Raw genomic sequence first — 20,196 nt, 5'->3', positions numbered from 1 at the left:
GCTTAGGAATACTATCAATGGCAATCGGTTAGATTAGCTATGAATAGGTTAAACTATAAGATAGCTTAGAGTAGTGAATTAATGTGATAGAAGCTCGCTTATTAAGCAAAGATTTGTATGAGTATTAGTAAATGATTGAGGTAAGACTTTGCCTACGAATAAAAAACTGACATTTGCGACAGCAAATCTTTATAATTTTATTGAGCCCCCTGGTGCGTTTTATGATTTTGAGAACATTTATACAGCGCAAGAGTGGGAAAACAAATGCCACTGGACAATGGAGTCCATCAAAGCCTTAGATGCTGATATCATCGCCGTTCAAGAAGTGTTTAGTATAGATTGTGTCAGAGACATGTTGTTTAAGCTGGGGTTTAACCACTTTGTGAGTGTTGATAAGGCGCACGTTGAAAGCGAATACATCTATAGTCATCCAGTTGTTGCTTTGGCTTCAAAATACCCAATTACACACTATCATGCTGTGACTGTGCCACGTAGCCTGCTTGAAGGGTATGGTATTCAAGATTTGGCATTTAGCCGCCAGCCAGTTTGCGCAGTTATTGATGTTCCAAGCATTGGAGAGGTAGCGGTGTACGTTTGTCACTTAAAATCACAGCGAGAAACACAGGCAAAACCAGACGCAAAAACTCATGCTGTTTTGGGGCAATGGCTGTCGAGTCAACAGCGCGGTTGGGAGGCTTTGATGATTAGAATTGCTATGGAACTGGCCTATAGTAAAAAGCCTATGCCAACAGTGCTTATGGGAGATCTCAATCAGTCCATAAATAGTGAGGTGGTGGGTTTACTGACTAAACCAACAGAACATGAAAGCCATCATTTAATATTGCGAGACAGTTGGGACATTATCAACCCTGACCTTTCTAGTGCTGCTCGCCCAGCCACACACTATCATTTTTCTACTGGTAAGGTACTAGACTACGTACTGCTTTCTCAAGAATTTCAGACAAGTTCATACTGTTCAATGGCCGATCTCATCCAATATCGAACTCTAGATTCACACCTTATTAGCCCTTGTTTTGAAAAAGATAATCAAGCCAGTGACCACGCATTTGTTTCAGTTACTGCACAGTTTGTGTTGTGAGGACACTTTAAAGTTATGTAGGCAGAAGAAATCGTATCTCCTGCCTTTATAGTACTTAGTTAGTGAACTCAGTCTCCAATTCTTGCTCTGCTAATGCGAGCATCTCAAACTCTTCCGCTGCGGTTGAAGCAACAAGATTGTGCCTGCTATAAAGCAAGTAATAAGCTATGCCAATGATATATAGGCCTAGTGTCATGAAAAAAGCTGGCGGGGAAAAGGCATAGACACCCGTCATTGCGACCAAAGATAAAAACAGAGCAATACTTGGTGTCACTACGCCTCCTGGGGTTTTATATGGACGTGCTAGATTTGGCTGCTTGTAACGCAGGAGTATATGACTTAATGACATGAGGGCATACGACACTGTAGCGCCGACTACGGCCATCGCAAGGATAAGATCGCCTTTACCTGAAAGTGAGACGGCAAATCCTAAAATCCCCGGCAGTATTAATGCTTGTGCAGGCACTTTGTTTTTATTGGTCAAGGATAAGCCTTTGGGGAGGTAACCTGCTCTAGATAGGGCAAAGACTAAGCGGCTATAACCGTAGATAATAGAGAAGAAAGAAGCGATTAGTCCAGCAAGGCCGAGTAAGTTGACTAGGGTAGCAATAGATGAATACCCACTTATATTAAGCGTATCGACTAAAGGAACTGGACTATCACCTATCACTTTGGCACCGACTGCACCGGCAAGTAAAAACACAACGAGTGTTGCTGTGAAGAGCAAAAACACCATGGCGCCTATGATTCCTTTGGGAACATCCTTTGCTGGATTCTTAGCCTCTTCGGCAGCAAGCGGTACTCCTTCAACTGCCAAGAATAGCCACATTGCGAATGGAAGAGCTGCCCAGACTCCGTACCACCCCATAGGCAATAATCGTGTTGCTTCAAAAGTTGTTGGTGGAATGTCAAAAAGATTGTTGATGTCAAATTGTCCAATCAGAACGGCTGCGGTCAATAAAATTGCAATAACAGCAAGTGCGCTGATAACCATCATGACTTTAAGAGCTTGGCCAATACCAGAAAGGTGAATAGCAATAAAGATAGAGTAGAAACAAGCGTAGACAATGGGGCCATCGATAGCAATCAGTTCGTTGACTGCGGAGCCGATAAAAATCACTATTGCTGCTGGTGCTAATGCATATTCAATTAATACGGAGAGCCCGGTTATATACCCGCCAAGTGGCCCCATGGCTTGTCGTGCAAAACTATAGCCACCACCTGCTGTTGGTATTGCCGCTGACATTTCAGCGAGGGACAAGACAAGTGTGAAATACATCAAAGCCATAGCCAATGCAGCGATCAAGAAGCCTCCCCAGCCAGCCTGTGCAATGCCAAAGTTCCAACCGGCAAAGTCGCCAGAAATAACATATGAAACTCCTAAACCTGCAAGTAAGATCCATCCTGCAGAGCCTCGTTTAAGCTGCCTCTTGGCAAGATAATTCTGACGTTCATCAGACATGATAATTCCCTCTATCATTGTTTTTTGGGTGAAGTTAAAAAGTTGGTTGAAGAATGGTTTTCGAGCACTTGACCTTTATCAGAAACGCTTCGGTCTTTTAAATCGACACCCGATACTTGTCGTTTGAACGACTCCTTTAGCAGGTAATAGGCCTTCTGGCAGGCTTCTGCATAACCGAGACCCTCTGGCCTTATATTTGAGATACAGTTACGGCTTGAATCTTGTTTTCCTCTTACAGGTTGCCAAGTAATATAAAGGCCCATGCTGTCGGGAGAAGTTAAACCGGGGCGCTCACCAATTAGAATTAAGGTAATTCTTGCCTTAAAGCACTCTCCAACATCGTCTCCACACGCAACTCGGCCTTGGCTAACAATAGTTATTGGTGCGATAGTCCAATGGTGTTCAGTGTCTGTACAAAGAAGGGAGATTAATCGATCAATCACAGGCGCCGCATGGTTTTGTATTGCGATAGATGAGAGGCCGTCAGCGATTACAATTGATAAGTCGTAGTTAGCTTTATTTGTGTCGTGGTAGGTTTGGATTTTTTCCCATGACTCTTCATCGAGTTGGCGACCTAGGTCGGGCCGCTGCAAATACATGAATCGATTAGAAACCTTACTGCTTACAACCATGGGTAAATCAGGTGTATACTGCTTAATATTTTCTTTTGTGCCAAGTTGTTGGGCCAAGTCTTCTATATTCAGTGTCCTATGCACTGCGTCTTTTGCTCGTGCGTGATCAAGCTGAAATGCGAGCATTTCGTGAGTTGGTATGCTAGTTCCTGCTCGACCCAGTGCAATCCTAGCAGAAGTAAATTGGCGCAATGATTGCCAAGGGTTGTCTGTGACTTGTAGTGGTACTTTACCTTTTTGGATAGGGCTATTAGCCATTGGTCTTATCCTTACTTAACGTAGGAATTGAGGCGGAAAAAGGCTTTGCTATACCTTGGGTTAAAACAAAGTTATCTATGTCATCAAAAATGTGCATTTTGATGAGCCATCGCTCGAATTCAGGGGAGGGCTTGAGGCCTAGAACTTTCCTCGCGTATAATGCATCATGAAAAGACGTTGTCTGGTAGTTAAGCATGATGTCGTCAGAGCCTGGTATTCCCATGATAAAAGAGCAACCCGCGACACCAAGTAATGTCAGAAGGTTATCCATATCGTTCTGATCAGCGTAGGCATGATTGGTATAGCAAACATCGCACCCCATCGGAAGACCGAGCATCTTGGCACAAAAGTGATCCTCTAAACCTGCACGTATAATTTGTTTTCCATCGAATAAGTATTCGGGGCCAATAAAGCCGACAACGGTATTCACTAAAAGCGGATCAAAATGCCTTGCAACGGCGTATGCTCTCGCTTCACAAGTTTGCTGGTCCACACCAAAGTAGGCATTAGCGGATAAAGCTGTCCCTTGACCTGTTTCAAAGTACATGCAGTTACTGCCTACTGTGCCACGGTTTAGAGAAAGAGCGGCTTCATGAGCTTCCTTAAGGATGTCAAGGTTAATTCCAAATGCTTGATTGGTGCCTTCAGTTCCACCAATAGACTGGAATACAAGATCAACCGGGGCTCCTTTCTCTATCGCTTCTATAGTGTTCGTCACATGGGTAAGCACACATGATTGAGTCGGTATTTGATAGTGTTGAATTACTTCATCCAGCATCCCTAGCAACCTGATGGTCTGTGGAACATTATCTGTCGCTGGATTGATGCCTATTACCGCGTCACCATTGCCATACATCAAGCCATCAAAAATAGTAGCAGCTATACCATCTAGAGAGTCTGTTGGGTGGTTGGGCTGTAACCGAGTTGATAGTTTGCCGGGCAAACCTATCGTGTTGCGAAAGGCCGTTTTTACATGGCACTTTCGAGAGACAGCTATAAGATCTTGATTGCGCATTATTTTACTGACTGCAGCGACCATTTCTGGTGTTAATCCGAGACGGATTTTATAGAGTGTATCGCCATCGGCTTTTTCGCTTAGTAACCAGTTACGAAAATCTCCCACTGTCAAATGAGAGATGGGGTCAAAAGCTTCCATATCATGAGTATCAATAATGAGGCGTGTTACCTCATCGTCTTCATAGGGGATGACAGTTTGCTGTAGAAATGCTTTGAGTGGTAATTCTGCTAGTGTCATTTGCGCAGCAACACGCTCCGTTTCTGAGTCAGCACTCACACCCGCTAAAGTATCGCCTGACCGTTCTGGAGTGGCTTTAGCCATTAACTCAGCTAAAGAACGGAATTGGTATATCTGGTCTCCTTGCTGCCAGCGATACCTTGATGTCATTATGCTCTCCTTTTCCTCTGCGCGGTTGTGTCTTTGTACTTGATGCGAATGATTCGATCTGCTTAGTAAACAACTGGTGCAGTTAATGACCTGCTATAGGTTAGTTAGAGTTGTGATTAATTAATTATATCAATAACTTATATTGGTGTTGTGCAATGGTGGCAAGAATAAAAAAGTGGTGGTATAAAAACTGAGATAAGTCTCTTATTTTTCTTATCTCAGTTGTCATTGCATGCTGTTTGTTGCAAGAAGTGTATGATTGAATTGTCTTAGAGGGATTTATGACGGTTTATCAATTGTTCTTATTTTACGGCTAACAAATATTGGACTATCTCATTGCATCTTTTTCTGGATAGCCTAGTGCTATCGGTTAGATAGTAAGATTTTCGCTGTAATAGTTGGTCTGTAATAAGCTTTATCTCAACTGGAAGGTGTTGCGTTGTTCTAAAGTAGAGGGCATCTATAATCGCAGGTGTAGCATCAAAGTCCCTCAAGCAGTAGATCATTTTCTGATTGATGTCACTGCATTTTAAAAGCTGATTTTGCAGCTGTGTTTCAACTTTGTGGTCAAAACTTGAGACTGGCAAGTCAAACAAACGAGCAAGCCACTGTTTATTCACCGTCCCTTTGCTAGATGAAGATACATTTATATTAAGCCCTTGATGCCATGAGTGTAATACTTGATTTAACATGTAGTGCTTAACCCATATTTCACATTCCTCGGGGGATAGTTGGCGGATAAATTGCCACACAAAAGCTTTAATAACCCGCGGAGCTTTTTTGGTGTGCCAAATCTTTTCACTAAGGTATTGAGCACCATGCTGAATGATCAAGGTGTTATTGGGGGAGGGCCTTGATAACCAAGAACCGGGCCTTTGATAAGATTTTCTAGTATTCATGACAACTTTTATTGACTTGTCTAATGAAAGCGAAAAGTGAGAATGTCGCTCTAAAGAGTTGGACATTGCAGTAATTGAGATAATCTGCATCTTTGTATTATTTTGACATAGAGATGGCATCAGTAAAGCATGTAAAACATAGCTTTGGTAAATGAAAAGTCCTGAAGTATTGAAGAAATTTACGTTCAGTAAAAATATGTTATAAATGCAATTTTTATGTATGCGAGTGTTCGATAATTGAGCAAGCAGGCTAAATTATGGAGATCTATAAATTGATATGATTATTTTTCTACAGTCAGTGGGAAAAAAAAGATAACTTCATCATAATTTATGTTTTTTCTTGAAAATAAGTCGCTATTTTGAAACAAAGCTTATTTTCTGGTCATGATTTTTTGGGAGAAAGTTCCATAGTTTGATATGTGTAATGTATTTATGTGTGTATAGCAATACTACTTTCCATATGTTCCTGATATCATAAATGAAATGAAATGAAAGTGGGTTATGTTTTCCCAAGCTTTAATCAGGTTGTCATATGAAAAGCAATAGTGAGCAATTGGCTATATTAAGAGATAATATTCAGTTTGGATTACACCAAGGGAAAGAAACTAAAGCATCATTAAGTAGAAAAACGGGCATTACTCGCTCTACAATATATAAAATCTTGGATGGTAAAGTTGAACGTGTGCAAGCAGCTACAGTAGAAAAAATTGCAGATTTTTTTGGAACTACTTGCTACGTTATTCAGAATGAATCTCTTGAATCGCATTATATTGGCTCACCTCTAACGTCTATCGATGGAAATAAAAACCCTATCGCCGTTCCTATTTTGACAGAGCATGAGTTTGTACTGAAAGGAGATCACTATATTAGTGAAATGGTGACTGATTATCCATTGACTTACCATTTCTCTCAAAGCAAGAATGTTGTAGCTATACAAATCGGCACCTCATTGTCTCATTATTATACGAGAGGAAATTTACTTATTGTTGATCGCGCAAATCGTCATGTTGAACAGTCGAATAAGCTGATTGTTCGTAATGGCTATTTATGTGCATTAGCTTCTGATGAACCATTAGAGCACAATGATTACTTTTTTGGCAGTATTCTTGAGGAGCGCTACTGTGTATAACAATAAGTACAAGTTAATCGGTTTTAGTGAAACCCCTAGTATGACTGCAAGCATTATGATAAAAGGGACGGGTAAAGTTGTTGATATACCGCCCGCAGAACTATTAAAAAGCGATGTTGCAGATGATCTTAATCGTAATGAATTAGTAGAGGTGTGTAAGAAAGCGTACTCAAAATCGAGTTTTGAAGGTGCCTACGAATTAGAAGATCGCCATGAAAACTACTGGATGAGTTATTCATTTTTGGTCCTTTGTCTCTGTTCGCTTTTTACTCTATCAAACCTTACAGGTATTAAGCCGATAGAAATTTTCAACACGGGTTTAGTTGTACCGATAGCGATTTTTCTTTATCCGATATCATTCATTTTTGTTGATATTTTGAACGAGTTCTATGGCCTGAGATTAGCAAGAAGGGCGATTATTAAATCGACAACGGTCAATGCTGTCATACTAGCATTTATTTATTTATCGACGCTTGTTCCCAGCATTGAGCCGTGGAAAGTGATGGATGAACAATACTTAACATTGGTTGCTAGTATGATGTCCGTATTTGTTGCTTCACTTAGCTCATACTTTATTTCTGAAAATGTTAACGCTTACATTTTGAACAAAATTAAGCGGATAACAAATTCTCGTTGGTTAGCCATTCGAGTTATTACCAGTACGAGTATCGCTTCAGTAGTAGATAGTGCTTTGTTTATTGGTATTGCCTTTTATAATGTGATACCTAATGATGTGTTATTGGTTATGTTCTTTAGCCAAGTATCCATTAAGGTTCTTTATGCGTTAGTTAGTGTTGGGCCAATTTATTATGCCAGAAAGCTGTTTTCTCGGTTAATCAATGTCAAGGAGTCATAATCAATGGCAATCTATAATAAGAATCTAGGTAAAAAGACAGAGTATGTTTCTCAATATAAACCAGAACTGCTCGATCCAATTCCGAGAGTAAGAGGGCGGGCCGAGATCAAAGAGCGTATACAAGCAACTCATACTGGTTTCGATTTATGGACAGCTTTTGAGATTTCTTGGCTCAATAATAAAGGGAAACCAGTGGTTGCAATTGGAGAGTTCGTGATTCCCCACACCTCGGATAACTTGATTGAGTCTAAGTCTTTTAAATTGTACCTAAACAGCTATAACCAAACCCGATTCGATTCCCAAAATCTTGTTATTCAACAGATGAAACAAGACCTTAGTGAAGCGGCTGGAGCTGAAGTATTAGTATCATTTGTTGCTATTGATGAACCTCAACAAACGTCAGTCGATAAAAACGTACATTGTATTGATGGCTTGGATATTACAGTAGACTCATTTGATTATAATGAGGACTCTTTGATAGGGTGCACTGAAGATCAATATGTTACAGAATCTTTGTGCTCTCACCTTCTCAAGTCTAACTGCTTGGTCACCAACCAACCTGATTGGGGAAGTGTTTATATCCGTTATACAGGAGCCAAAATCGATCATGAGGCCTTATTGCGGTATTTAATATCATTCCGTGAACACAATGAATTTCATGAACAATGTGTAGAGCGCATCTACTCTGATATTAAACGCTGCTGCAAGCCGGAAAAACTGACCGTTTTCGCAAGGTATACAAGGCGGGGCGGTCTTGATATCAATCCTTACCGGAGTGATTTTGAAAGTGAGATCTGTTCAGCAAGAAACCCGAGACAATAAGCCGATTAATATAGTTTTATTGTCTTTACTTGGAAGTCAACCCTATTGACTTCCACGATACTTACAGAGTGAAGTATCGCTGTCACCGCATACGTTACTCTGTCTCAAGTAACTCAGAAATAAAAGCGAAGGCTCAGACTGGAGGACAGGCTTAAGCCAGCTCTTTTTCCGTTTATATCTGATGTTGCCTATACTTAACACAGGACAAACTGGGCAAACCTGTCGTGAGGCGGGGACGCAAAGTGACAGCACAGCTTAAGCTGTGGGCTGCATTGCATTAGCTTTAGGGGAACCTGACTATGCTTACACTACCCACTTCATTAACTAACCAATTCAAACAGTGCATCCTAACGACTCGTATCTTGAAGAAAGAGTCCGTGCCGTTTCATCAATTAATAAATGGTCTAAACGGTTATTCGGGCCTTCTAGCGATGACTAACGAACATCTTTTATGCTGCTGTGACAAAGCGACACTAAATGAGTTTCGTGAAACGGGTGTTCTATTTAGCGGACATTTGTTCAAACTCAATGAGCTTGACGCTCTTACTATTACTGAAGCTCCAGTGTTTGCTAATGCAACTAAAAGCATCAAATAGGGTATTTTATGAACTTCCTACCACTTTTAAACTTTTAGCTTCTTTGAGCTGAATTAGGGTGGTAGAGAAGGCGTAGCGAAATAGAGTATGTACTCTGAATATTTTGGGGTGAATTTTGAATTTATCACATAACAATCTGATTTATATGGATTAAAATATGAAAATTGATGAAATTATGTGATGCAATTAGGCATGATTTGGACTAGTCCAACAGAGTGACTGATACGTCAACACAGAAGCAATAAGAAAAACTTCACATGTATTCATGCCACAAGACTGCATCAAACGTTTATATTGGAGGAGTCTAATTCAGCTAGGAAAAATAAATATGATAACAATAGAGCGCAATGAGTCCCTGTTTCAGAACATGGTAAGCCACACTGATAAAGATGACTCGACAGTCGGTGTGACTATATTTATGGGCGAGAAAATTTTAACTGGAGAACTCATATCCGAACGCCGATACTTTGAGCTAGTTAATGAATACCTACATGATAGTACAGAAAATCTTGCTTTTGATTGCCAACTGGCTTTGAATTCAAGCAATTCCTGTGACAGCCAGTACTTCCATCTAAAGAATGCAATTTACATCGATTCAAATGGGCGTTCTATGCCTGCGGAGGGATGCCTTCTTCGAGGAAGAGTGTCAGGTGTTCAGGCTGTATCTATTGGTTCATGGTTATTGCCCAAGGGGCAATAGGAATATTGGAGTCATTGAGTCTCAGAGTTGTCTCATTACTAAATTCAAGCAGTCGTAATCTTTTTGGTGTTCAGTGCCATTAAAAACTATTATAAAAACCGACTATTGAATGTGATATTCTCAATCCCAAGAAACTACCTTAATTTAGGGCTTAAACCTGTGTGACTAATGGAAGTTCGATGGTTTGAGTAATAAATTGAAATAGGCAAGTAGCCTTCAAAAAGAAGGCTACTTTCGTGTATAAAAGCTGTCTGCAGTAGATCAGGAATCACTTAGTTTTTCTTTGTTGTTCCTTGCGTGCAATCTTCTCTTGTCTGCGCTTCATTATGATTTGATCGGCATCCCCACCAACGTGCGATTCACCACGCGTATTGGCTAACTGAACTTGTTTTTCACGCTCACGGAATCGTGCTTTTTGTTCGTCTGTATGTATATCCACACATTTAGGGCAGCTTACCCCTTTTTCATACGATGGTGACGCCATATCATGTTGAGTTATGGGTAGACGACAAGCATTACACATTTCGTAACCGCTTTTTTCTAACTCATGATTGACAGCAACACGGCCATCAAAAACGTAGCAATCACCTTGCCACATACTTTCCTCAACTGGGACCTCTTCTAAGTACTTTAGAATGCCCCCTTCGAGATGATAAACCTCTTCAAATCCTTGCTCTTTCATATAGGCCGTCGATTTCTCACAGCGAATGCCTCCTGTACAGAACATGGCGACTTTTTTGTGTTTTGATGGATCCATATTGGCCGCAACATAATCGGGGAATTCACGGAACGTGTCGGTGTTAGGATTAACCGCATTTTCAAACGTACCAATTTCTATTTCGTAGTTATTACGAGTGTCGACAACAAAGACTTCTGGATCTGATATTAACTTATTCCATTCAGTGGGTTTGACATAAGTTCCGACTACATGGCGAGGATCTATACCTTCAACACCAAGGGTGACAATTTCTTTCTTCAACTTGACTTTGGTACGATGAAAAGGCTGATGCTGGTCGTAAGATTCTTTGTAGACGATATCAGCCAGACGTGAGTCTCGCTTAAACCAAGCCAAAAGCGCATCAATACCGTCTCGATCTGAAGCGACTGTGCCATTAATCCCCTCGTTGGCAAGTAATAAGGTACCTCTGACGTTATGCTTTTCCATCAGCAGCTTTAGCGGTTCTTGGAGGTCTTTAAAATCTTCCAAGCGCACAAACTTATACAGTGCGCATACTACGTAGTTAGTCATGGTTTTCCCCATTTAGCGAGCTGGATCGTAAGTCCAGAGCCGTTGTTTAAATCTAATGAAGTATATCGAAGTGTTTGCTAAATAAATACGTATATTTATTAAGGGAAAAGAGGATTTGGGGATATAAAGGCAACCTGCCATACATTCCATATGACAGGTTTACAAAAACTATGGTCTCAGATTCAATACCTTATCAATGTCTTTAGCAGAGTGCCGCTCTGGAATCTGTTCCCAGTTTTCCCCCCAAGTACGGTTCACAATACGTCCTCGTTGAACTGCAGGACGACTCTCAATCTTTTCAGCCCAGCCCTTAAGGTGTTTGTAGCTACTTACATCCAAGAATTCAGCAGCGTCGTATAGTTTGCCTAGTACAAGGTTCCCGTACCAAGGCCAAATTGCTATGTCGGCTATGCTGTAGCTATCGCCAGCAATAAAATCATGCTTTGCAAGCTGTTTATCCAATACGTCGAGTTGGCGTTTTGCTTCCATAGAAAAGCGATTGATGGGATATTCGAATTTTTCTGGTGCATAGGAGTAGAAGTGTCCAAAGCCACCCCCAAGATAAGGCGCAGAGCCTTGAAGCCAAAACAGCCAGTTCATTACTTGAGTTTTTGCTTCGATTTGTTTAGGCAGAAAATGGTCAAACTTCTCCGCGAGATAGAGAAGAATATTTCCAGATTCGAAAACATTGATTTGGTTTTCATTTGAGTAATCAATTAGTGCAGGGATTTTTGAGTTAGGGTTAATGTCAACGAAGCCTGAGCCAAACTGGTCTCCCTCAGCAATTCTTATTAAATGAGCATCATATTCAGCGTCTTTTATGCCAATTGCGAGCAATTCTTCTAGCATAATCGTTACTTTTTGACCGTTTGGTGTTCCCATCGAATACAACTGCAGTGGGTGCTTGCCTTTAGGTAAGGTTTGTTGATGGCGGGAACCAGAATCAGGACGGTTTATACTTGACCATTGGCCGCCATCGCTATTTTCCATCTTCCATACGGCAGGTGGTACATATTTATCAGTCATTGTCATTCCTTGTGTAATATGATTATGCCAGTAATAGAAGAAGTTGGGGCTAATGGTCTGAATCCAAGTCCTCAGTGGAAATTTGTTATATCTATGAGTTATTGGTCTAAATATTTTAGGTATAAAGAACCCTATCTTCGTCCGCTTATCTATTTGACTCTAGATAATCCATGACATCTAGTAGTGATGGAAAAATACTATGTCCGAATGACCTAACTTCATCACAAGGCTTTACTAGGTCAGGGATCTGAAATGTGATCATTTGGGCTGTGACAGCACTGCGGACACCATTATTGGAGTCTTCAAATGCTAGACAATGTTGACTTTTAACCCCTAATCTTTCAGCGGCTAGCAGGTATATTTCTGGATCTGGTTTCCCTTTCGAGACCTCACAGCCACAAGTCAAACAATTGAAGAACTTGTCTAAGCCCGACAATTTAAGCTTGATTTCAGCTACATCCCGCTGTGTGGAGGTTGCGACAGAAGTTGGGATACCATTTTCTGTTAGCCATGCCAATAGCTCCACAACCCCTTTTTTAATCGGTATGGGTTGATGTTTGACAATCGCATCATAGTTGCGTCGCCATTCGTTATGGAGCCTATCTAGATCATCTCCGTAAGCTTGGCGAAGAATTTTTTCTATACCTACTGAATTTCTTCCGATAATAGATAGATAAATATCTTCATAAAAAGGTAGGTTGACCGTCGAGCATGCCTGTTTAAAAACGTGCATACTTACTTTTTCGGTGTCGAGTAGTAGTCCATCCATATCAAAGATGGCCGCTTGGAATTTCATTGATAAATCTTAATCAATTCGTTTGGTGGTTGATATTTTTACATACTACACAATATGAGTAGATTCATCGTCGATAATATGCATTATTTGAAACATCGAACTTTAGTGAACTCCTTTTTTGCAAGAGCAGAATCGATGGTGTTTACGTCATGTAGGTCTGATTAGAATGGGGCGTGTTGTTAGGCCGTACTTTTCACCTTAACATGGTGTATGGCTTAATGTTGGGTCTGTAGATGTAAAGGTGGGTAGTGTTGATTTTTGATTGGTTTGGGTATGCGTTGAATAATGTTGCTACTCAACGCCCCCTTTGTATGCTCGGTTAGTAAAATATAAACAACTCTTGTGTGTCAAACAGCCTAAAAAACTCGAATCCTTTCATCTTCAACTCTCCTTAATTAGCCAACTATGATGGACAGATTACTTGTATGAATTAAGTTTCTTAATGAGTACTACTTAACTAAACCTAGCCTATATTTGTGAAGCTGCCATAAAGTCAGGCCATTTAATCAAAGATACCCATGATCCTAGAGATGACCATGGGTAGTATTTTTTTTACTGAATAAGATCGAAACGGTCTGCATTCATGACTTTTGTCCAAGCTTTAACAAAGTCGTGAACAAACTTTTCTTTGTTATCATCTTGTGCGTACACCTCAGCATAGGCTCTTAATATTGAATTGGAGCCAAATACTAGATCGACTCTGGTTGCTGGCCATTTCTCATTACCACTGTTGCGGTCGACAATTGAATATGAATTGCGCCCAGTTGGCACCCATGAGTAGCGCATATCAGTTAAGTTAATGAAAAAGTCATTACTCAACACGCCAACCTTATCAGTAAACACGCCATATTGTGTGTTTGAATGGTTTGTTCCTAGTACGCGCATCCCTCCGATTAGCACCGTCATTTCAGGAGCCGTTAATCCCAATAATTGAGCGTGATTTAACATTAGCTCTTCAGGTCCCACAGCGTAGTGCTGTTTTTGCCAGTTACGAAATCCGTCTGCAATAGGTTCTAAAACACTAAAGGACTCAACATCAGTCTGTGCTAGCGTTGCATCGCCGCGACCAGGGGAAAAGGGTACAGTGATGTTTACACCGGCAGCTTTGGCCGCCTGCTCAATACCCACATTTCCGGCTAATACAATCGCATCGGCAACACTCATTTTGAATTCACTTGCGATAGTTTCTAGTACGCTCAGTACGTTAGATAACCTTTCTGGCTCGTTGCCTTGCCATTGATTTAGTGGAGCTAAGCGTATGCGAGCGCCATTTGCTCCACCGCGCTTATCGGAATTGCGGAAAGTACGCGCACTATCCCAAGCAGTAGCCACCATATCGCCGATGCTTAGGCCGCTATTGGCTATCTTGACTTTTACTGCAGCTACATCATAGTTTGTACTGCCTTTCGGTATCGGGTCTTGCCAGAGCAAATCTTCACTGGGGACATCTGGGCCAAAATAACGCGACTTGGGCCCCATATCACGGTGAGTAAGCTTAAACCAGGCCCTTGCAAAGGTCTCTGAGAAGTAGGCTTGATCCTTGTGGAAACGTTCTGAGATCTTGTGATACTCAGGGTCAATTCTCAGAGCCATATCTGCATCGGTCATGATTGGATTGACACGCATATTCGGGTCTTCCACATCGACAGGCTTATCTTCGTCGTCCATATCAGAAGGTTCCCACTGCCATGCGCCTGCTGGGCTCTTTTTTAAATCCCAGTCATATTCAAGCAGAAGACGGAAATAGCCGTTGTCCCACTGAGTCGGGTGTGTTGTCCATGCACCTTCAAGGCCACTTGTCATGGTATCTCGACCTATACCTCTAGAATTATGATTATTCCAGCCCAAGCCTTGCTCTTCTATATCTGCTCTTTCCGGCTCTGGTCCGATATTGGATTCACTACCATTACCATGAGCTTTACCCACGGTATGGCCCCCAGCTGTAAGCGCTACAGTTTCTTCATCATTCATACCCATACGTTCGAATGTCGTTCGCATGTCTTGCGCTGTTTTAAGTGGGTCGGGCTTTCCATCAACACCTTCAGGATTGACATAGATAAGTCCCATCATCACAGCGGCGAGTGGATTTTCCAAATCTCGCTTACCTGAGTAGCGACTGTTTTCTGAACCGCTGGGCGCAAGCCATTCTTGCTCTGCACCCCAATATATGTCCTTTTCAGGGTGCCAGATATCTTCACGACCAAAAGCAAAGCCGAAGGTCTTGAGCCCCATCGATTCATAAGCCATGTTACCCGCCAAGATCATAAGATCTGCCCAACTTATTTTGTTACCGTATTTTTGTTTGATTGGCCAGAGCAGGCGACGAGCCTTGTCTAAGTTTGCATTATCTGGCCAAGAATTAAGAGGAGCAAAACGCTGATTGCCAGTATCAGCACCGCCTCTACCATCACCTATCCGGTATGTCCCTGCGGAGTGCCATGCCATTCGAATCATCAGGCCACCATAGTGTCCCCAATCGGCTGGCCACCAATCTTGGCTGTCTGTCATGAGCGCTTTTAAATCATTTTTGAGGGATTGAACATCGAGTGTTTTGAGCTGCTCCCGATAATTAAAACCCTTTCCTAACGGATTCGATTTTTGATCGTGTTGGTGGAGAATATCCAGATTTAGGGCTTTTGGCCACCAAGCTATGTTCGATGCGTCGGAGGAGGTTGCACCGCCATGCATAACAGGGCATTGACCGCCGGATTTCGAGTGTTTATGTTCCATGACTTACTCCTTTGTGTCATGTCTTCTACTAGGCCATTTGGTATGGCTCAGACATTCAAAAAAATTAACGTTTATTAAGTCGTGCGATAATTTCGTACCTAGCATTGAGCATAGTTGGCATGTCGGTGTATAGAAAACAGTTTATGACTATATTATCGATAGATGGCGTCTATCTTTTGTACATTGGGTTTGGTATGACGATTTTTCTTAAGTGAGACCCGTTAGAGTTGGCGTTGTTTGTGCTCTCTTAATCACATCCGTAAATATACTTAAAAAAATCGGGCGATATTCTCTGAAAATATTACTATTAACATTAGGGGAAACATAAAATACCGTCCGTTGATGGGCAGTGACCCTTGTTAGCTCGCTCAATGTTCTAAGACGTTGGGCTTCAGGAGGAGTCTGAATGACGACGCTAAGAGTTTTTATACTCATCTGTGCACTGATTACGGTTAAACCTTTGGCTGCAGAGCCACTTGAATTGGTGACTTTGGAATATCCTCCCTACATTGAAACGCGAAACGGCCAAGTATCTGGTGTTGCAGTGTTGCTTGTCAGTTATATCTTTCATCAACTTGAAACACCGGTCAACATTACCGTATTACCGTGGGCGAGAGCATTAGCCCTAGTACAAAGAGGCAAAGCTGACGGTATTTTTACGGCCTTCAAGAATGCCGAGAGGGAAAAGTTTGCTGACTATAGTAGAAATGTTCTATTTGTGCAGAACATAAGCTTAATGGCACTACGAGGTAGCGGCTATCGCCCAGAAGAGATTTTGGTTGGTGATGTTTCGGACATAGCTCTATGCGTGGTAAATGGTGTTAGCTACGGTAAGAGAATGGATACAAAAATTGCTCAGGGTGGTTTTAGGGCGGTTTTCCAAAGAAATAGTGCTAAAGAGTGTGCTCACCTAATTCGCACCAAACGAGCCGATATTTGGGTTAACAATGAGTTTGGAGCGCGCAGTATACTCGTTCAAGAAAGTTTAGATAAAGCCATAGAAATATTATCACCTGCCATTGAAGCCACTCCAAGTTATATCGCATTCTCTAAAAAGCGTGATCGTAAAGCGCTTTTGAATCGTTTTGATGAGGTATTAGCTGAAATGAGACAAGACGGTCGGTATGAGACCATCATATACGGCTACTTTGAAAGTATGAGAATCAAGTGTGAATCTACTTTCGAGTAAGGGTAAAAACCGCTATTCGAATAGCGGTTTTCAATCAAGCTGAATGGATTAACTCGAAGGTTATGACATACAAGTTATCATCGTCAGGGTAAATGTCACGTATTAGCTGCTTTAGCTTTGGTAATGGAAGGTACTCCTGCTGCGCATGTTCTTGATTGATGTCGTCAAATTGAAGGGCTTCTACTGAGACAATCTTGATGTCGCACACTTTCTTGCCAGTTTCTAAGGTAAACACTTCAACTTGACTATTAGGTTCATAGTCGGATTCAGACTTATCACGAATTGTAATGGTCTTTTTGCCTGCGGCAATGAGTGGAGTTAACGACTCGAAAAAGGTCATCTTGGTTGGTGCTTTCACTACTTGTCCTTACCTTGGCGTTTCTTTTTTGGGACATAGTTAAGAATAGATATTGGGACGGGTTTGCGTGGTTCAAACCCTTCAATATCGCGACGTTCGAGCAGATGCCCGAGACGAGACTCAATCATGCACAAGTTCTTGAAATTATCTTTGGAGACAAACGAAATGGCTTCTCCTTGAGCATCTGCACGCCCAGTTCTGCCTATGCGGTGGATATATTCATCGGCAGGAAAAGGCAGATCATAATTGACAACGCGAGTCAGACCCTCAATGTCAATTCCTCTCGCTCCAACGCCTGTTGCAATCATGTATTTAACTTTTCCTGCCTTGAAATCTGCCAAGAGCTGAGTTCGAACCGCCTGACTTCGACCGCTATGGAAAGCTTCTGCTTCTATCCCTCGTTTCTCGAGCTGTTGGACCAGTTTAGCAGCGCCGTGTTTCGTCTCGATGAAGATCAACGCTTGTTCCCAATCATTGGTCTTAATTAAGTGGCTAAGAAGCGCCGACTTTTTATCTTTATCGACGGTAATTATCCATTGTTCTATGTTCTTCTTCGAGGCTTGATTGGCAGGGATAGAAATTTCAACAGGGTTATAGACAGCTGTCTTTGCAAGGTCACGTACTTTGTGAGATAGGGTCGCGGAAAACAGCAGGCTTTGAATATCATTTGGAAGACGGCTTAAAATCTTATTGATATCATCGATAAAGCCCATATCGAGCATACGATCGGCCTCATCGAGGACCAGGATTTCGATTTCTTCAAAATGTATTGCACGTTGGCTATACATATCAAGCAGTCGTCCAGGTGTTGCGACCAATATATCGACGCCTGTAATCAGTGCTTGCTTTTGACTTGTGCTATCAACACCACCGTACATCGCAAGTGATGTTAGTGAGAGGTTTTTACCGTAGGTTGTTACTTTATCGTCAATTTGAATCGCTAACTCTCGAGTAGGCGCCAGTATCAAACCGCGAATTCGTTTCTTCTTCTGTGTTACCCCTTTACTCAACCGTTCAAGCATAGGCAGTACAAAACTTGCGGTTTTGCCAGTGCCTGTTTGAGCTGCGGCAATCAGGTCTTCACCTCTTAGAATTGCTGGTATTGCTCTAGTTTGGATATGGGTAGGGTCACTGTAACCCAGTGTTTCTATAGCTTGGGTTATAGGTTGGCTTAAGCCGAGGTTTGCGAATGGCATTGATACACTCAAAAATGTTGTTAAGTACAGCTGGTCTGTGTCGGTATGGTAGCGAGTGTATCACGATACCGATGTGGGTAAATACAGTTGCGTTCGGTTTGGCGGGTATAAACTCGAACTCCTGACCCTGTAGGTGGAAAATTTCTCAGAAATGGCAAGACAGGTAGTTTGAATAGCATATTGCATTGATAATGCGGGTGATATATTGATGGAGCTATTCGAGAGTCCCTTGACGCTATTGAAACTTTGCGCGCTCAAGGAAGCCAAAACAACTACACTTTGACCCACGTTGAGATGGTTAATTCCAGAGACATTAAGCGTTTTTCAGAGCTTGAAGTCACGGCTGATTTTCAAGTTGGGTCAGATTATATTGCTTACAATGACTACAAGTGGGCTGAAGCTTTCGTGGGAGCAAAACGAGCACGCACAATGATGAATTTGAGATCTTTCTTTAACTTAGGCGTTAACGCATCTTTAAGCGGCAATTGGAATGTCCATGATATTAATCCCCTTGTGGGTATTGAAAATAGCCTGATGATGGAAAGCACTGGTTTGCCTACCGTTGAAGATGCAATAGACAGTTATACCATCAATGCAGCCAAGAGCCTTGGTATTAGTGATTTGACTGGCTCAATTGAGGTTGGAAAAGCAGCAGATTTCGTAGTCTTATCCCATGATATTACTCAGAGTGAGATAGAGAGTATTGCTCAAACAGAGGTTTGGATGACGTTAGTTGCTGGTCGTATCGTTTTTGATATTGATGTGTCTGACTAAAATCACTCTACTACCCCATATAAATTATTTTACATAGTGAATAATTAGATTAATTGGTCTTTTTATCACCCAATAATATTTGCATTTTTTTAAATTATCCAATTTTTTATAATGTAAATTAATTTTTTACTATCAAAAATAAAATGAAAAAGGAAATAATATTGATATATCTATTGCAATTATAATAATGTTAAGTTAATTTTCGTTTATATAAACGTTAAGCTGTTCAATCTTACTAAATGGAGTGTATTATCAAATCAGTAATATGTGATGTATTTGTCAGTAATTCTGCGTCTGGTAATCCTGCCTCGGTCGTTGAACTTGATGTATGGATAAGTGATAACGAATTATTAAGCATCACTAAAACGCTTAAGCAACCTATTACTGCTTTCGTTGTAAATGCTCTCGGTACTTATTATATTAGATGGTTCTCTCTGTCAGGGGAGATTAACCTTTGTGGCCATGGTAGTTTGGCTGCTGGTGCTGTCATGCTTGCTCGTTACTCAATGCAGGAAATTAATTTTCAAAGTCAATATGGACAAGTTTCCATTGCAAAAGTAAGTGATGACTACAGTATCGTTTTGCCAAGTTGGCCTGCTACTTTCCCAGCGAAATATGAGGAAGCAACTAAGTACATATCGGAATCTACAGATCTCTTTTCGACTCGCGACTTAGTGGTTGTTTTATCTTCTATTGAATCAGTAAAGAACTTTAAACCAGACTATGAGAAGGTTGCTCGTATGAAGGTTCACCATGCATTGGTGGTGACAGCTCAAGATGGGGATAGTGGCTATGTACTCAGGTATTTTGCCCCCAAAATTGGTATTGATGAAGACATAGCGACAGGCTCTGCGCAGTGTTCACTTGCTCCGTATTGGTTTGCTAGGCTTGTTAGAAAAAGGCTTCAAGTTAATCAGTTATCTCAAGCTGGTGGCTATTTTGAAGTAGAGAAGTTATCGGAGCATAGTATTAAGCTATTAGCCAAAGTAAACTTTCAATGATTTAATACTTTTAGATTAT

18 protein-coding genes, 1 pseudogene and 1 riboswitch are annotated in these 20,196 nt (G+C 41.3%); of the genes and pseudogenes, 9 read left to right on the top strand and 10 right to left on the bottom strand.

What is annotated here, in order from left to right; all coding sequences use genetic code 11:
* The first annotated feature begins 148 nt into the window (after window positions 1–148).
* Window positions 149–1,099 (top strand): endonuclease/exonuclease/phosphatase family protein, encoded by a 951-nt coding sequence (locus FIV01_RS16575; protein WP_152432095.1) that lies wholly within the window; start codon window positions 149–151, stop codon window positions 1,097–1,099.
* Between the two features lie 55 nt (window positions 1,100–1,154).
* Here FIV01_RS16575 and eat read toward each other — a convergent pair whose 3' ends face one another.
* The 4 genes from eat to FIV01_RS16555 form a co-directional block, all read right to left on the bottom strand.
* Entirely contained in the window at window positions 1,155–2,561 is a 1,407-nt protein-coding gene (eat, locus tag FIV01_RS16570; RefSeq protein ID WP_152432094.1) for an ethanolamine permease, read from the bottom strand.
* A 14-nt stretch (window positions 2,562–2,575) separates the two neighbouring features.
* Window positions 2,576–3,451: an ethanolamine ammonia-lyase subunit EutC gene (gene eutC, locus FIV01_RS16565; RefSeq protein ID WP_152432093.1), complete on the bottom strand. Its 876-nt coding sequence runs from the start codon at window positions 3,449–3,451 to the stop codon at window positions 2,576–2,578.
* Window positions 3,444–4,856, bottom strand: a complete 1,413-nt coding sequence (locus FIV01_RS16560) for an ethanolamine ammonia-lyase subunit EutB (protein ID WP_152432092.1) — start codon at window positions 4,854–4,856, stop codon at window positions 3,444–3,446. The genes eutC and FIV01_RS16560 overlap by 8 nt, the downstream gene beginning before the upstream one ends.
* 302 nt (window positions 4,857–5,158) lie before the next feature.
* Window positions 5,159–5,755, bottom strand: a complete 597-nt coding sequence (locus FIV01_RS16555; RefSeq protein WP_152432091.1) for a hypothetical protein — start codon at window positions 5,753–5,755, stop codon at window positions 5,159–5,161.
* 532 nt (window positions 5,756–6,287) lie between these two features.
* On the opposite strand from FIV01_RS16555, the gene FIV01_RS16550 reads away from it, so the two are divergent.
* The 5 genes from FIV01_RS16550 to FIV01_RS16530 all read left to right on the top strand — a co-directional run bounded on the left by FIV01_RS16550 (window position 6,288) and on the right by FIV01_RS16530 (window position 9,858).
* Complete coding sequence (locus tag FIV01_RS16550) at window positions 6,288–6,884, top strand: helix-turn-helix domain-containing protein (RefSeq protein ID WP_152432090.1); 597 nt, start codon at window positions 6,288–6,290, stop codon at window positions 6,882–6,884.
* Window positions 6,877–7,740: a queuosine precursor transporter gene (locus tag FIV01_RS16545; protein WP_152432089.1), complete on the top strand. Its 864-nt coding sequence runs from the start codon at window positions 6,877–6,879 to the stop codon at window positions 7,738–7,740. The genes FIV01_RS16550 and FIV01_RS16545 overlap by 8 nt, the downstream gene beginning before the upstream one ends.
* 3 nt (window positions 7,741–7,743) lie before the next feature.
* Window positions 7,744–8,562: an NADPH-dependent 7-cyano-7-deazaguanine reductase QueF gene (gene queF / locus FIV01_RS16540; RefSeq protein ID WP_152432088.1), complete on the top strand. Its 819-nt coding sequence runs from the start codon at window positions 7,744–7,746 to the stop codon at window positions 8,560–8,562.
* Between the two features lie 202 nt (window positions 8,563–8,764).
* Window positions 8,765–8,842, top strand: a riboswitch (cyclic di-GMP riboswitch).
* A 19-nt stretch (window positions 8,843–8,861) separates the two neighbouring features.
* Complete coding sequence (locus FIV01_RS16535; RefSeq protein WP_114786035.1) at window positions 8,862–9,158, top strand: hypothetical protein; 297 nt, start codon at window positions 8,862–8,864, stop codon at window positions 9,156–9,158.
* Between the two features lie 328 nt (window positions 9,159–9,486).
* Window positions 9,487–9,858, top strand: a complete 372-nt coding sequence (locus FIV01_RS16530) for a hypothetical protein (protein WP_152432087.1) — start codon at window positions 9,487–9,489, stop codon at window positions 9,856–9,858.
* 268 nt (window positions 9,859–10,126) lie between these two features.
* Here FIV01_RS16530 and trhO read toward each other — a convergent pair whose 3' ends face one another.
* From trhO to katG, 4 genes are all read right to left on the bottom strand, one after another.
* Window positions 10,127–11,107: an oxygen-dependent tRNA uridine(34) hydroxylase TrhO gene (trhO, locus tag FIV01_RS16525; RefSeq protein ID WP_152432086.1), complete on the bottom strand. Its 981-nt coding sequence runs from the start codon at window positions 11,105–11,107 to the stop codon at window positions 10,127–10,129.
* Window positions 11,108–11,275: 168 nt separating this feature from the next.
* Window positions 11,276–12,133: a glutathione-dependent disulfide-bond oxidoreductase gene (gene yghU, locus FIV01_RS16520; RefSeq protein WP_152432085.1), complete on the bottom strand. Its 858-nt coding sequence runs from the start codon at window positions 12,131–12,133 to the stop codon at window positions 11,276–11,278.
* A 145-nt stretch (window positions 12,134–12,278) separates the two neighbouring features.
* Window positions 12,279–12,929 (bottom strand): HAD family hydrolase, encoded by a 651-nt coding sequence (locus tag FIV01_RS16515; RefSeq protein ID WP_152432084.1) that lies wholly within the window; start codon window positions 12,927–12,929, stop codon window positions 12,279–12,281.
* Between the two features lie 552 nt (window positions 12,930–13,481).
* Window positions 13,482–15,659 carry a catalase/peroxidase HPI gene (gene katG, locus FIV01_RS16510; protein WP_152432083.1) on the bottom strand — a complete coding sequence of 726 codons (2,178 nt, stop codon included), beginning with the start codon at window positions 15,657–15,659 and terminating at the stop codon, window positions 13,482–13,484.
* 406 nt (window positions 15,660–16,065) lie between these two features.
* Here katG and FIV01_RS16505 point away from each other — a divergent pair, with 406 nt between their 5' ends.
* Window positions 16,066–16,848: a substrate-binding periplasmic protein gene (locus FIV01_RS16505; protein WP_152432082.1), complete on the top strand. Its 783-nt coding sequence runs from the start codon at window positions 16,066–16,068 to the stop codon at window positions 16,846–16,848.
* Window positions 16,849–16,882: 34 nt separating this feature from the next.
* On the opposite strand, the gene yqfB is transcribed toward FIV01_RS16505, so the two are convergent.
* Together yqfB and FIV01_RS16495 are read right to left on the bottom strand one after the other, a co-directional pair.
* A complete protein-coding gene (yqfB, locus tag FIV01_RS16500; RefSeq protein WP_152432758.1) occupies window positions 16,883–17,188 on the bottom strand; it encodes a N(4)-acetylcytidine aminohydrolase in 306 nt (101 codons plus the stop codon).
* Window positions 17,189–17,205: 17 nt separating this feature from the next.
* On the bottom strand, window positions 17,206–18,402 hold the full coding sequence (locus FIV01_RS16495) for a DEAD/DEAH box helicase (RefSeq protein ID WP_152432081.1): 1,197 nt from the start codon (window positions 18,400–18,402) through the stop codon (window positions 17,206–17,208).
* A gap of 207 nt (window positions 18,403–18,609) precedes the next feature.
* Between FIV01_RS16495 and FIV01_RS16490 the strand changes: the two are divergent.
* Together FIV01_RS16490 and FIV01_RS16485 are read left to right on the top strand one after the other, a co-directional pair.
* A pseudogene (locus tag FIV01_RS16490) lies at window positions 18,610–19,176 on the top strand (amidohydrolase family protein); the annotation flags it as partial.
* Between the two features lie 239 nt (window positions 19,177–19,415).
* A complete protein-coding gene (locus tag FIV01_RS16485) occupies window positions 19,416–20,177 on the top strand; it encodes a PhzF family phenazine biosynthesis protein (RefSeq protein WP_152432079.1) in 762 nt (253 codons plus the stop codon).
* Window positions 20,178–20,196: the final 19 nt, after the last annotated feature.

The organism is Vibrio aquimaris, assembly GCF_009363415.1.
GTDB lineage: Bacteria > Pseudomonadota > Gammaproteobacteria > Enterobacterales > Vibrionaceae > Vibrio > Vibrio aquimaris.
This window is presented reverse-complemented; position numbering and strand designations above follow the sequence as displayed.